At 37.6% G+C, this 13554-nt stretch carries 15 protein-coding genes; 5 read left to right on the top strand and 10 right to left on the bottom strand.

All coding sequences use genetic code 11. From position 1 onward, the window contains the following. Positions 1-97: 97 nt before the first annotated feature. The 5 genes from EPU_RS01690 to EPU_RS01670 all read left to right on the top strand — a co-directional run bounded on the left by EPU_RS01690 (position 98) and on the right by EPU_RS01670 (position 5849). Positions 98-1132: a uroporphyrinogen decarboxylase family protein gene (locus EPU_RS01690; RefSeq protein ID WP_010166174.1), complete on the top strand. Its 1035-nt coding sequence runs from the start codon at positions 98-100 to the stop codon at positions 1130-1132. Positions 1133-1298: 166 nt separating this feature from the next. Then, the gene (locus EPU_RS01685) at positions 1299-2222 is read left to right on the top strand and encodes an ABC transporter permease (protein ID WP_010166172.1); all 924 of its coding nucleotides are present in this window, start codon (positions 1299-1301) and stop codon (positions 2220-2222) included. A gap of 15 nt (positions 2223-2237) precedes the next feature. Next, positions 2238-3119 (top strand): carbohydrate ABC transporter permease, encoded by an 882-nt coding sequence (locus tag EPU_RS01680; RefSeq protein WP_010166171.1) that lies wholly within the window; start codon positions 2238-2240, stop codon positions 3117-3119. Between the two features lie 15 nt (positions 3120-3134). Then, on the top strand, positions 3135-4757 hold the full coding sequence (locus tag EPU_RS01675; RefSeq protein WP_010166169.1) for an extracellular solute-binding protein: 1623 nt from the start codon (positions 3135-3137) through the stop codon (positions 4755-4757). Between the two features lie 147 nt (positions 4758-4904). Continuing rightward, the gene (locus EPU_RS01670) at positions 4905-5849 is read left to right on the top strand and encodes a 1-phosphofructokinase family hexose kinase (RefSeq protein ID WP_010166167.1); all 945 of its coding nucleotides are present in this window, start codon (positions 4905-4907) and stop codon (positions 5847-5849) included. Here EPU_RS01670 and EPU_RS01665 read toward each other — a convergent pair. The 10 genes from EPU_RS01665 to EPU_RS01620 form a co-directional block, all read right to left on the bottom strand. Next, positions 5838-6545, bottom strand: coding sequence for a gamma-glutamyl-gamma-aminobutyrate hydrolase family protein (locus EPU_RS01665; RefSeq protein ID WP_010166164.1), 708 nt, complete (start codon positions 6543-6545; stop codon positions 5838-5840). The genes EPU_RS01670 and EPU_RS01665 overlap by 12 nt on opposite strands. Before the next feature lie 74 nt (positions 6546-6619). Next, on the bottom strand, positions 6620-6949 hold the full coding sequence (locus EPU_RS11155) for a DUF4190 domain-containing protein (RefSeq protein ID WP_010166162.1): 330 nt from the start codon (positions 6947-6949) through the stop codon (positions 6620-6622). Positions 6950-6970: 21 nt separating this feature from the next. Next, on the bottom strand, positions 6971-8005 hold the full coding sequence (locus EPU_RS01655; RefSeq protein WP_010166160.1) for an ABC transporter substrate-binding protein: 1035 nt from the start codon (positions 8003-8005) through the stop codon (positions 6971-6973). After that, positions 8002-8787: an ABC transporter permease gene (locus EPU_RS01650; protein ID WP_010166158.1), complete on the bottom strand. Its 786-nt coding sequence runs from the start codon at positions 8785-8787 to the stop codon at positions 8002-8004. Before EPU_RS01650 ends, EPU_RS01655 begins: the two co-directional genes overlap by 4 nt. Beyond that, complete coding sequence (locus EPU_RS14265; protein ID WP_010166156.1) at positions 8787-8915, bottom strand: hypothetical protein; 129 nt, start codon at positions 8913-8915, stop codon at positions 8787-8789. The genes EPU_RS01650 and EPU_RS14265 overlap by 1 nt, the downstream gene beginning before the upstream one ends. Then, positions 8915-9739: an ABC transporter permease gene (locus tag EPU_RS01640; protein WP_010166154.1), complete on the bottom strand. Its 825-nt coding sequence runs from the start codon at positions 9737-9739 to the stop codon at positions 8915-8917. Before EPU_RS01640 ends, EPU_RS14265 begins: the two co-directional genes overlap by 1 nt. After that, positions 9732-10784, bottom strand: a complete 1053-nt coding sequence (locus EPU_RS01635) for an ABC transporter ATP-binding protein (protein ID WP_010166153.1) — start codon at positions 10782-10784, stop codon at positions 9732-9734. The genes EPU_RS01640 and EPU_RS01635 overlap by 8 nt, the downstream gene beginning before the upstream one ends. Before the next feature lie 63 nt (positions 10785-10847). After that, on the bottom strand, positions 10848-11519 hold the full coding sequence (locus EPU_RS01630; RefSeq protein WP_010166151.1) for a hypothetical protein: 672 nt from the start codon (positions 11517-11519) through the stop codon (positions 10848-10850). 67 nt (positions 11520-11586) lie between these two features. Continuing rightward, complete coding sequence (locus tag EPU_RS01625) at positions 11587-12732, bottom strand: iron-containing alcohol dehydrogenase (RefSeq protein ID WP_010166150.1); 1146 nt, start codon at positions 12730-12732, stop codon at positions 11587-11589. A 69-nt stretch (positions 12733-12801) separates the two neighbouring features. Further along, positions 12802-13476, bottom strand: coding sequence for a C40 family peptidase (locus tag EPU_RS01620; protein ID WP_010166148.1), 675 nt, complete (start codon positions 13474-13476; stop codon positions 12802-12804). Positions 13477-13554 lie beyond the last annotated feature (78 nt).

Genomic DNA, 13554 nt, shown 5'->3' with positions numbered 1-13554 from the left:
TGTACAGTAAATATTTTAAGTTTATAGTTAAAATTTATAATGTTTTGGGTGCTAATCGAGCTATAATATATGCAAGATAATATTAGGAGGGAACGATATGACCGGTAAGGAAATTTTTTTGGGGGCACTGAATTTTGAGGAAACACCCCGACTGCCTGTTGCAGTTCTGGATGGATACACTTGGATTGTCAAGCGCGATCAAATCTCGCACAAGGATCTCCTCAATGCAGCGGATTTTGGAGCTTCTCATGTTATAAAAGCTTTTGATGAATTTGCAGTTGATAATGTATGCGCAAATGCTCATATATCGAATTTCTTTTTGAAATATATGGGAGGCGAAATCCAGTATGACAAAGTTGGAGAAGCATTTGAGATTAGCAAACCCCCGCTAAAAACTTTGGATGAGATCAAAAATTTTTCAGTAGATGAACTTATTAATCAGGCTTTGGCGGATGATGAGTTTGTTGCTGGCTTGAAGTTGATTCCGTTACTCAAAAAACATTACGGCGACGAGCGAGTTATTGTTGGAGTATCTTGGGGGCCATTCACCGTTGCTGGAATGATGGTGGGTGTCCAAAACTTCTTGACGCAAGCATATGATGACGAAGATAGCGCAGTGGCAATTATAGAATTTTCAACACAATTGATTGCTAGATTTGCCCAACTCTTGGTTGAATATGGCGCTGATGTTATTATGGTTGGGGACCCTGTTTCTTCTGGAGACATGATTAGCCCTGGAATGTTTGAGGAATATGCTCTGCCTTCTGTTACTGGAATGGTTGCAGCATTGAATAAGTTAAACGTTAAATATTTGTTGCATATTTGTGGCAATACCAGGGCTCGAATCAAACCTCTTTTGGATTCTGGAATCGCAGCATTCTCTGTGGATACTCTCAATTTGGAAGAAGCGCTTCCGTTAACTAGAGGAAATTACGCTATTTGTGGAGACATGAATCCTTATGATGTGTTACAAATTAAAACTGCCGACGAAGTGTTTGAGCATTGCCTCGGGCGCGCCAAAGTTGCTGGACGAAGCGGAGGATTTTTGTTGATGCCAGGTTGCGATCTTGCACCCAACATTCCTTTGGCTAATATTCAGGCTATGGTTAACGCAGCGCACAGTTTTGTCTAATTATAAATTTGGATGGCCGGATTATTCTTGGCCATTTTTTTATTGCTATTTAAATAAGATTAGTAAAAATTTAATACTAAAAAAGCAAATATTTCACTTCACAAAATTTAATTTTGTATTATATAATATAAATATATATAAATTATATAAACGAAGGAGGGAGTTTATGGAGAAATCATCAAAAAAAAGTTTACTAAAAAAATTATGGGGGCAGAAATATTTGCAGCTAATGGTGCTTCCTGGAATTTTATGGATGTTCGTTTTTAATTACATACCTATGTCAGGAATTGTGATAGCGTTTAAAGATTATAAAATTACACGATCAATATGGGAAGCCGATTGGGTGGGATTCGAGCATTTTATAGAGTTTTTTACTGATCCCAAGTTTTTTAACGTTATGACAAACACGTTAGGAATCAGCTTACTCAAATTATTGATAGGCTTTCCGCTACCTATTATTTTTGCAATACTTTTGAATGAAGTTAAAAATGCACGCTATAAAAAATCTATTCAAACGATTTCATATTTGCCACACTTTATTTCGTGGGTGGTGCTTGGAGGACTATTGATCACTTGGCTTTCTGAGACTGGGATGATCAACGAAATTCTCGTTGCAGTTGGAATCATAGATGCCCCGATCGCATTTTTGGCGGATCCGAAGTATTTTTGGGGGCTCACTATAATTTCTGATACTTGGAAGGAGCTGGGTTGGTCTGCAATTATATATTTGGCTGCCATATCTGGAATCGATCAACAAATGTATGAGGCGGCTTCGATCGATGGCGCAACCAAGATTCAAAAAATATGGCACATTACTGTTCCTGCAATCAAAGGCACTATCGCGGTGATGTTCATCTTGGCAGTGGCCGGAATGTTAAATTCCAATTTTGACCAAATTTTCTTACTAGGCAATGTACTAAACGCAGATGCTAGCCAGGTGATCGACACTTATGTTTATGAAATGGGTATGCGTGCGGGAAGATATTCTTATGCAACTGCCATCGGATTGTTCAAATCTGTTATTGCTATGATTTTATTAATTATCGCTAACTTTACGACAAAAAAATTACAAGGGCGTTCATTATTCTAAAAAAGGAGGGAAAGTATGAGACGATCAAATCGAACCAATGGTGAAATTGTATTTGACTGCGTAAACAATGTTTTAATGTTATTCATCTGTTTTATCACGCTATATCCAATTTGGTATATCCTAGTTAACTCATTTAACGAGGGCGCAGATGCCATGTTAGGGGGCATATTTTGGTGGCCACGCAAATTTACCATCGAAAACTATACAGCGGTATTTGCAAACACTGGGCTTATGAAGTCATTTGGCGTCACCATTGCAAGAACTCTGGTTGGCACAGTGACAAATGTGCTTTTTACTGCAATGGTTGCCTACCCACTTTCTAAGAGCAATTTAATAGGACGCAAGTTCTACATAGCTATGGGTACAGTCACAATGTTTTTTAGCGGGGGCTTAATACCAGCGTTCTTGCTATATAAAAATTTGGGGCTATTAGATAGCTTTTGGATATATATTTGGCCATCGTTATTCAACTTTTTTAACTTAATAATTTTCGTAAACTTCTTCAAAGAAATTCCAAGCGCACTAGAGGAGTCGTCATCTATAGATGGTGCCAACGACCTTGTCATCTTCTTTAGAATCATATTGCCTTTGTCGAAGCCAGTCCTTGCAACCATCGCATTATTTACTGGTGTCTATCACTGGAATGACTACTTTTCGGGAGTAATTTATATAAATGATGCCGACTTGCAACCTGTCCAAACGTTCTTATATCGCATAGTTGCCGAATCTGGCTCAAATCAAATGGTCGCTTCTGCCACAAATGTCGTCAAAACTACAACTTCCCTTGCAATCAAATTGTCTACTATGGTTATCACGACGTTCCCTATAATTTGTGTATACCCTTTCTTGCAAAAATATTTTGTTAAAGGAATGCTTATCGGAGCTGTTAAAGAATAAAAGGAGGATTTAGATATGAAGAAAAATTTATTTTTATTAGGATTGATAGGAATGACGTTGCTTGTGGGATGCGGATCTGATGATTCTTCGAGTACAGAATTGACAGCACCAGAATATGCCGTTTCTGCAGATATCCCTGGTTGGACTTTTAATAATGAACCCACAGAATTAGACTGGTATGTCAACTTTTCTTGGTTTACGACACCTTGGGGAGAGGATATGACTTCTCAAAAGATTACAGAGGAAACCGGCGTTACAGTCAACTTTGTAGTTCCAGCTGGAAACGAAGCAGAAAAATTAAACACGATGATTGCTTCTGATACATTACCAGACATTATTACACTCGGCTGGTGGGAAGGACAAATTCCAGAAATTATAGACGCCGAGATGGTCTATGCGTTAGATGAGCTTGCACAAATGTATGACCCATATTTCTTTGAAGTTACTAATGATTCTAGAGTGGGCTGGTATACTAGTGCAGATGGGCATTTATACCAATATCCAAATTCATCCTATACACCAGAAGACTATGAGATGTACGATAACATTGCAGCGAACCCAATCTTTGCAGTACGAAAGGATATGTACGAAGCTCTTGGCAGCCCTGATATGTCCACTCCAGAGGGCTTTTTGGATGCGCTTAGTGCGGCACAAGAAATGTTCCCCGAAGTGAATGGGCAACCTCTTATTCCTTTTGGTGCCAATGGATTTAGCTCAGTTGGGAACACATCTTTAGATGTATGGTTGCAAGACTTTTTGGCTATTCCATTTGAGAAAGATGGCAAATTATATGATAGAACTACAGATCCAGAATATATTATTTGGTTGAAAACTCTCAATCAGGCTTGGAGAGATGGTTTAATAGCCAATGATGTATTTATTGATGGCAGGCCGCAAATGGAAGAAAAGCAAGCTCAGGGTCGCTACTTCTCTATGCTATATCAGCGCACCGACTTTGCCGCGCAGCAACAAATTCTTTTTGCAAACGATCCAGATACTGTTTATTTAGCAATTGATGGGCCAAAGAATTCTGCAGGAGATGACCACGTGCTTCCTGGCGTTGGCATCCAAGGTTGGACCGTTACTTTAATTTCTAAAAATTGTGAAGAACCCGATCGTGCCATCCAATTTTTAAGCTATATGATGAGTGAGCATGGACAAAAGCTCATCAAGCTCGGCATAGAAGGTGAGATGTATGACGTGGTAGATGGTGAACATATCACTAAACCAGAAGTCACCGAACTACTTATGTCTGATCGAGTTTCCTATGATAGGAAATATGGAGCTGAGGACACCTTCTGGATGCTTCAAGATCTCCCTATGCAACTTCAATGGAGCGCTCCAACGCAAGAACCGCTGGCACAACTCGAAGAATGGGCGTATCCTTATACTGTCTTTGCATCACAATACGGCGGGCTCACTGCTCCTATCGGCTCTGAAGAAGAAAAGATTGCGCTAAAAGTTGGAACTCTATGGGGCGAAACTTTACCGGCGCTGATTCGTGCAGCAGATGAAGCAACGTTTGATCAGATATTTGCCGACTTTGTTGCAGAACGCGATGCTCTGGGCTTTGACCAACTCGTCGCATTGCAACAAGAAATTGTGGATACAAACAAAGCTAAGTTAGGTCTCAAATAATAATTTTTATGAGGGGGATAGCATCTCCCTTATTTTGTTGCACTCATTCCTTATATATAGTAAAAGTTTTGTTATTTCGTACATTGAAAATTGGGTAGCTTTATATTAGAATGTACACACTATAACTTTTAATTGGAGGTCATATTTATGATTTTAACAGTAACACTAAACGCGGCAATTGACAAAAGATATGTTATCGACAAGTTTCAGGTTGGTGAAGTAAACCGTACAACAAGCACCCAAGCTAGTGCCGGAGGAAAAGGACTCAACGTCGCTAGAGTCTGTCATTTATTGGGCGAGCCTGTTATTGCCACTGGTTTTGTTGGTGGATTTTCTGGACAGTATATAGAAAATGAGATCAAAAAACTAGGCATTGAAGCTGAATTCTGCTATGTGGATGGCGAAAGTCGTACTTGTATCAATATGTATGACAAAGCTACCGGCGTTCAAACCGAAGTGCTCGAAGGTGGCATTACTGTTACTGCTGCAGACGAAGAAAGATTTAAAGATATGTATTCCAAGCTGGTTGATAAATGCAATATTGTTGCCATATCGGGAAGCGTACCCACCGGCTCTTCACCTGCAATTTATAACGAGCTTGTTGCTATTGCCAAGGCCAAGGGCAAGAAGGTACTTCTCGATACTAGCAAAGACTATTTAAAATCTGCTTTAGATTCAGATATAAAACCTACTATGATTAAACCTAACACCGACGAGCTTGCCTACCTTTTAGACAAAACAAGTATCTCCACAGAGGAAGCTATTTCTGCTGCCAAAAACCTCTTTGACAAAGGCATTGAGCTGGTAGTTATTTCTATGGGCAAAGACGGTAGCGTTGTAGCATATGAAAATCAACTTTACAATATCGTTATCCCAGCTGTTAAAACCGTAAACTCTGTTGGATGTGGTGACTCTATGATTGCAGGCTTTGCGGCAGGTCTAAATAGAGGACTTCCAATAGCGCAGATTATAAAACTTGCTAGTGCAAGCGGGACTTCTAATGCACTCAGCGAAGCAACTGGCTTTGTAGATCCAGCACAAGTCGAGGAACTTAGTAAACAAGTCGTTGTCGAAAAATTATCAATGATCTAAGCAGCTATCTATCAAGGCTTCAAATAATTTGTTCATTATACTATGATTATATACCATAATTTCTGGGTGCCATTGCACTCCAATACAAAATTTTGAGATTAAACTTTCTACCGCCTCTACTATTCCGTCTGATGCTACCGCGCTTATCATAAGTTTGGGGCTTAGAGTAGAGATAGATTGGTGGTGGAAGCTATTGACCAACATGTTTTCTCCAAAAAGTTTATAAAGCTTACTTCCCTTTTGAAAATATACTTTATGGCACAAGTCGTGTCTTTTCCCTGATTGTCTATGCAACAATACGTTCTCACTATGGTAGCTTACGTCTTGATATACGCTTCCTCCAAGTGCTATATTTAAAACTTGAGCCCCTCTGCAAATTCCAAGAAACGGCTTATCTTGTTCAACTATTTCTTTTGTTATACGCAAATGGTATTCATCCACTTTTTCATCACATTGTCCCAATTTTGTCAACGGCTCTTCGCCATATAGATGAGGCGTCACATCATCCCCTCCTGGCATTAAAAATCCATCGCAATGGCTAACTTGTCTCACAATTTTATCCTGATCTGTAGTATGTGGCAATAGTACAACAAACGCTCCTATCTTTTCTATTGCTTGTATATATTCTGTGCTTAAGTAATATGATTCTTTTGTCGGTGTAGTCATCGTCGCTAACGGTATTCCAATAATTGGCATCAAAATATCTCCCTCCCTAAACCATGTAGTAGTATAAAGAGCTACAGCAACACATACCATAGCTCTAAAAAATTTTATTTATTTTGCTGTTTCTTTTTGATGTATAACCACACCAAAACTATAGACTGAATTACACTAAATACCATAAATACAATATTGATCACAAGCCCCGCTATTCCCACACCACGATCTCTTGGATCTTTTTGACTGATCGCACCAAATACTGTTCCTACAATAGTAATTGGTATCCCAGCGATAGGAATTAACCATGCGACACTTGCGACTATTCCCAATATAAACGATGTCCACGCACTAGGATTTTCATCAAAAGTTTGGCTTAAGTGTGGCATCATATCCGTTGAATCATTAGTATCGTCTTGTTCTACAAGATATTCTTTATTCATTTGTACCTCCTTCTATTTTTCTTATTTGCTTGCAGCTTTCACTTCTGTCCAAATTCTCGAATATACCTCAAGAATGTCAGATGGATCATTAAACATTTCTAGACTTAATTCACTTAAATCTGGATAAGCAATTTCGCTATTCTTCATCTCGTCTGGAAGTAGAGCGCGGGCCTCAGAAATAGGCGTCGAATATCCAATGTATTCCATATTAATTGCTGCGACATCAGGACGACACATAAAATCGATATATTTTAGAGCATTATCATAATTTTCACCGTTTTTAGGCACCACCATTGCATCCACAAAATAGTTTGTACCTTCTTTCGGAATTATATACTCAAGATCGGCATTATCTACTCTCATTATTTCTGCGTCTCCTGCCCAGGCCAACATCATCGCAGCTTCTCCATTAACCATCTTGCCTTTTCCTTCATCTCCCACATATGCTAAAACCAATTCTTTCTGTTCTATCAGCGCTTGTTTAGCTTCTTCTAGCTCTCCCAAATCTCTTGTGTTCATAGAATATCCCAACATCTTAAGCGCCACCATAATCGAATCTCGCTCGCTGTCATACATAAAAATTTGATTTTTGTATTTGGGATCCCACATATCTGCCCACTGATCAATTTCTCCATCTATCATAGTTGGATTATATACGATTCCCATAGTTCCCCAGCTGTATGGCACAGAATATTCATTGTTTGGATCATAGGGTAAATCTATAAATTCTCTATCTATCAAATCGTAGTTTGAAATCTGTGTTTTGTCTATCTTTGCAAGCAAGTCTTCATTTATCATTTTTTCGATCATATAGTCAGAAGGGATAATCACGTCATATGCCGCATTTCCATTCGCTACTTTTGCGTACATCTCTTCATTTGTTGGAAACACCTCATATATCACCTTAATGCCCGTTTCTTCTTCAAACATTCGATTGGTACTTTCATCAATATAATCGCCCCAATTATAAACTTTAACTACTTCTGCAGCTTCTCCACTGCATCCAGCCAAAGCTAGCATTAACCCCAAAGATAACAAAATACTAAATTTTTTCAATACTTTTGACCCCCCTCTAATCTTACTTTTCTACTTGCCTTAATATTTGTGATTGTTAAAATTGTTACAATTACCAAGAAAATCAATGTTGATACCGCATTAATTTCTGGACTTACCCCACGCCTTGCCATAGAATAAATTTGAATGGAAAGCGTATTTACTCCCGATGCTGTATTAAAAAAGCTTACTACAAAATCGTCGATCGACATCGTAAACGCAATAAACGCGCCTGCAATAACCCCAGGCATAATGTCTGGCAAAATTACTTTTCTAAAGGCATAAAACGGCGTTGCCCCCACATCTAGCGCTGCTTCATACATATTTGGATTTAACTGCATAAGCCTAGGCATTATCGACAATATTACATATGGCGTACTAAACGTAATATGCGACAGTATTAGTGTTGTTAACCCAAACGGTATTTGCAGTGTCGAATATAGCATCATCAGCGAAATACCAATTACGATATCTGGACTCAATAGCGGAATATACGTTACTGCCATTATGAGTCTCCGCTTTACCCCCCGAAGCTTATTGATTACTATCGCTGCCATAATTCCTATTATCGTTGAAATTATAGACGAAACTAATGCGACAATCAAGGTATATTGTAATGCAGATTGAAGGCTAGAATTTTGCATAATCTGTGTATACCAATCTAAAGTAAAGCCTTGCCAACTTGTCGTTTTTGATGAATTAAATGAAAAGGCTATCAACACCAAAATCGGTGCGTATAAAATCGCTATGATTATCCCCAGATAAATTCTTTTCAAATTATTCACTATCTACGCTCCCCTCTATTCTTTGAAGAGTTCTTTCTAGCTGAATTAGCCGCCAATGCTATCAAAGCAACAGTAGGTGCGTATAGAACAGTCATAATTGCGCCTACATATTTTTTTTCATTATTCATTATACTAGTCCCCCCTTGTCCAGCGATTCATTCTTAGAGAAAAATACAATCGAAACTAGTATGATTGCCATCAAAATCATAGATAATGCAGAGCCAAATCCCCAGTTATTAGTTCTTGTAAATTGTTCTTCTATCATGTTTCCAATCAAAACTACCTGTCCACCACCTAGCAATCTAGTGATCATAAAAGTTGTCAGCGACGGCATAAATACCATGATCACGCCCGTAATTACTCCTGGCATCGACAATGGCAATATTACTCGCCTAAATGTCACAAATTTATTTGCACCAAGGTCATACGATGCCTCTATAAGCGCATTATCAATTTTAGAAATCGAATTATATATAGGCAAAATCATAAATGGAAAAAAGTTGTAGATCATCCCAAAAATTATCGCGCTTTCTCCATATAAAAATTGTTGCGTTGGTATTCCCAAAAAATTCAAAATAGTATTTACTACGCCTTTATTTTCTAGCAATATCATCCAAGCATATGTTCGCATCAGCGAGTTCATCCACATTGGTAAAACAATCAAAATAAGTATTATGGTTTTATTCGAAAACTCTTTTGAATTTAAAATCATCGCCAACGGATACGCTGCAACAAAACACACGATAGTTGTAATAAAAGCCAATCTAAACGATCTTAGCAGCACGTCTACATATAGCGGATCCAAAAATTTAGCATAACTATCCAAACTGAAAATAAACTTACCATCTACTTGCTCTGTAAAACTATACACAATTAGCAAAATCAGGGGAATCATAACAAATATAAAACTCCATATTACATACGGGGCAATCAAATATTTTTTATTATTCATTTTGACCCTCCTTACACATAATATGAATATCCTCCGGTTCTAAGTCCAAGCTTACACTTGCTCCAACAGGAAACATTTTTGTGGAGTGCGCTACAAATACCCTGTCTCCAGACTCAATTTCCATTTCATAATGTACACCTCTAAATGTAACTCCAACAACATTACCCGCCAACCTTCCAGTATCATCTACAAAAATTCGAAAATCTTCGGGTCTAATTACCACATCCACAGCAACGTTATTTCCAAAACCTGCATCAACACATTCAAATTCTATATCATCAAATTTCACCAAATAATCTTTTATCATAACCCCCTCTAATATATTACTCTCTCCAATAAAATCTGCCACAAAAGCATTTTCTGGCTCATTATATATATCTGCAGGAGATCCAATTTGCTGAATTTTTCCTCCCTTAAAAACAATAACGGTATCAGACATAGTCAGCGCTTCCTCTTGATCGTGCGTTACCAAAATAAATGTGATGCCTAGCTTTTTCTGAATTTTCTTCAATTCAATTTGCATACCTTTTCTAAGCTTCAAATCTAATGCCCCCAAAGGCTCATCCAGTAGCAATACTTCGGGTTCATTTACCAACGCACGTGCAATAGCCACCCTTTGCTGCTGCCCGCCACTTAACGAAGTAACTTTTCGAGCTTCAAATCCTTGCAAATTTACTAACTGCAACATTTCTGTTACTTTTTGCTGAATAATAGCCTTATCTATTTTCTTAATATTGAGACCAAATGCTATATTTTCTGAAACATTCATATGTGGAAACAAGGCATATTTTTGAAATACAGTATTAAGCTTTCTTTTGTATGGAGGGATGCCCTTAACCAATATGTTTTCAAAATAAACATCGCCTGCTGTTTGCTCTTCAAATCCTCCCAAAATCCTCAGCAATGTTGTTTTTCCGCAACCACTAGGTCCTAATAAAGTAACAAATTCATTTTTTCTTATGTTGATGTTTACGTCACTTAAAACCGGTATACCGTCTTCAAAAGTTTTCGATAAATTTTCTACCCTTATAATAAAGTCTTCCACTCTGTTCTCCTTTCTCGAAAAAGTTTCACAACTTTATTATACACCTATTTCCAGAATTGTAAATTACTGCAAAAGAATTAAAATAACTTCTAACCCTACCGTTTCCGGCGGATTTGAATTAGTAAATAATCCACTTGTAATTATACGCAATTCTTGACCTGTTTTTAATATATTTTTACTCAATAATGTAGTATCCTTGCTAGTTCGTATCTTAGTAAACTGATCTATATAAATTAAAAGTTCGTCAAATTTTTTGTCATCAATGGACGCATTACTTAACAAAATATATCCTTGCTTTAAATTTACTTCTTTTACAATTCCAATAGCCAATCCTTCTATTAAGGTACTAAGTCCTTTAAGCACCTCTATATTTTTTGCAACCAATCCATCTTCTAGTTGTTCATATTCTACAATTAATACCATATCTTTTTTTAAATTAGTGAATGCACAATTTTCATATAAAATTCTCGAAAAGATTTGCGTATCATTTGGAAGCTCAAAAGTTAATGGAGCATTAGTTGCAGTATCTAAAGTAAATAACCTTCTCGGATTAATTTGAACCTTTTTTATAATGACATTAGCAATTTGAGTTTCACCCTTTAACGCATTTTTCATTTTTTCTTCTGTCATGTCTCCTTCAGTTGCGTCCTTCACAACTGCTTCATCTTCTGGTATGCCCAAACAATAGCAATTCATAAATATAACCGTAAATAGCACAACAACAATCTTGCGCATAAATCCTCATTCCTTTCTAGATTTCTTATATAAAAAAAGGATACCACAACAAGGTATCCCAAAATTACTATCTAAAAGACTTTTCTAATATTTCGATTATATCTTCTGTTGTTAATTGACACCTATCAGTTGCAAAAAGACCTGGCATATCCTCTTGCGCATGCTTTGCATACTCTGCAAACAACTCTTTTGTAATACCAAACTCACTCATTTTTAAATTATCTACTCCACAAGCCTTTTGCAAGCTAGCAAGCGCTTCCACAATATCGCCATTTTCATTTCCAAGTGCTTTTGCCATATCTATCATTCTATCTGGAACAACTTTATTGAAAAATTCAAAATATGCTAATGATACCATTATCAATCCTGCCCCATGAGGTAAGTCATGATGGAACCCCGAAAGAGCGTGCTCTATTGAATGCTCCGACGTACAAGATGATAAACTTTCTACAAACCCCGCATAGGTATTAGCAAGAGCAACGTATCCGCGAGCTTCTATGTCCTCTGGATTTTTCACTGCAATAGGAAGATATTTGCCCACCAATCTAATTGACTCAAGCGCAAATAAATCACTCATCACATTAGCCGTATTTGCTATATATCCTTCCAACGAATGAAATAGCGCATCGAACCCTTGATATGCTGTTAAATGTGCCGGAATAGAAACCATCAGTTTTGGATCCACTATGGAATATAACGGAAATGTTTTATCAAAATCTCCAAATCCAATTTTTTCCTTGCCATTTGTAATGACCATCCACGGGTCGGCTTCTGTTCCTGTGCCTGCAGTTGTTGTTATCGCTATCATAGGTAATGGCATTTCTTTCATAGGATTTCCAAGGCCTGTGCCGCTTCCAATATAGTCCCACAAATCTCCATCGTTTGTACACATAATTGCAACTGCCTTTGCCGCATCTAAAGAAGACCCTCCTCCAAGCCCCACAATAAATCCACATTGATTCTCGCGTGCTATTTTTGAGGCTTCTCTCACAGACTCAACTGTTGGGTTTGGCTGTACTTTGTCGTATACTATCGACTCTCTTCCTGCCTCTTGCAAAAGATTTTTAACCCTATCCACATATCCTAGCCTAGTAGTTGAAGTTCCGCCAGTAACAATTAGAGCCTTTCCCTCCGGCAACGCCAGCTGCGCTAAATTGTCTAATGAATCCGGTCCAAAAAATATTTTCGTTGGCATATAATAACTAAAATTCATAAGTCCCTCCAAAATTAAAATAGTAACAGTTTAATACTATCAAACATTTTTAATTTTGCAAGGGGTCAATTAATGAATTACCCTAACACTTTTAACATAATTTTGAGAATAATACGGACTACTTAAGCTGCTAACCATAACGCCTTTTGTTCCGTCAGAATGGATAAATTTACCTTTATCCATATAAATTCCAACATGAGATATGTTTCCATTGTTAATCCCACTCGTATCGAAGAATACAAGATCTCCAGTTTCTAAATCGCTCTTTTCTACATAATCACCGTCGTTTGCTTGCTGATACGAAACACGGCTGATCTCTATATCAAAAGCCCCATATACTCCCTTTGTAAATCCAGAGCAATCAACGCCTCTTGTAAGGCTGTTTCCACCCCAAACATATGGTGTTCCAATGAAGTTTAGGCCATAATTTATAATTTGCTCTCCCTTTGTAAATGTATTAGGAATATATTCCGCATAGTCAGTATCCACATATGTCGAACTAACCCAGGCCACATCTTCTGCAAATACAATTTGGTACCAGCCATTATTTTGGCCCAAAATTTTTACATCGCTAGTAGATACGGTATCTACAATATTGGCATTCAAATTCGGGCTCATTCTGATATTTACATTAGTATCTACCACAGTTCCACTAAATCCGATTGCTGCCGGAAAAATACTGTTCCCTAACGAAGGTATGTTAATCGTTATAGCAATTGCTGCTATTAAAAGAACTTTCTTCATGATTAAATCGTCTCCTAAAATTTGTAAAAATCTAAAAATCCACTCACAATTTTCATTATTTATCATATATTCCGAAAT

The sequence above is a fragment of the Candidatus Epulonipiscium viviparus genome, from assembly GCF_000171335.1.
In the GTDB taxonomy this organism is placed as follows: domain Bacteria; phylum Bacillota; class Clostridia; order Lachnospirales; family Cellulosilyticaceae; genus Epulonipiscioides; species Epulonipiscioides viviparus.
The sequence above is the reverse complement of the archived record's forward strand: the minus strand, read 5'-3'. Positions and strand labels throughout refer to the sequence as shown.

What these genes read in the sequence shown, in the direction of transcription:
- EPU_RS14265 (WP_010166156.1), bottom strand. Translation starts at nt 8,915, where the DNA reads ATGAATAATGAAAAAAAATATGTAGGCGCAATTATGACTGTTCTATAC.
- EPU_RS01685 (WP_010166172.1), top strand. Translation starts at nt 1,299, where the DNA reads ATGGAGAAATCATCAAAAAAAAGTTTACTAAAAAAATTATGGGGGCAG.
- EPU_RS01620 (WP_010166148.1), bottom strand. Translation starts at nt 13,476, where the DNA reads ATGAAGAAAGTTCTTTTAATAGCAGCAATTGCTATAACGATTAACATA.
- EPU_RS01665 (WP_010166164.1), bottom strand. Translation starts at nt 6,545, where the DNA reads ATGCCAATTATTGGAATACCGTTAGCGACGATGACTACACCGACAAAA.
- EPU_RS01625 (WP_010166150.1), bottom strand. Translation starts at nt 12,732, where the DNA reads ATGAATTTTAGTTATTATATGCCAACGAAAATATTTTTTGGACCGGAT.
- EPU_RS01690 (WP_010166174.1), top strand. Translation starts at nt 98, where the DNA reads ATGACCGGTAAGGAAATTTTTTTGGGGGCACTGAATTTTGAGGAAACA.
- EPU_RS01640 (WP_010166154.1), bottom strand. Translation starts at nt 9,739, where the DNA reads ATGAATAATAAAAAATATTTGATTGCCCCGTATGTAATATGGAGTTTT.
- EPU_RS01630 (WP_010166151.1), bottom strand. Translation starts at nt 11,519, where the DNA reads ATGCGCAAGATTGTTGTTGTGCTATTTACGGTTATATTTATGAATTGC.
- EPU_RS01675 (WP_010166169.1), top strand. Translation starts at nt 3,135, where the DNA reads ATGAAGAAAAATTTATTTTTATTAGGATTGATAGGAATGACGTTGCTT.
- EPU_RS01670 (WP_010166167.1), top strand. Translation starts at nt 4,905, where the DNA reads ATGATTTTAACAGTAACACTAAACGCGGCAATTGACAAAAGATATGTT.
- EPU_RS11155 (WP_010166162.1), bottom strand. Translation starts at nt 6,949, where the DNA reads ATGAATAAAGAATATCTTGTAGAACAAGACGATACTAATGATTCAACG.
- EPU_RS01680 (WP_010166171.1), top strand. Translation starts at nt 2,238, where the DNA reads ATGAGACGATCAAATCGAACCAATGGTGAAATTGTATTTGACTGCGTA.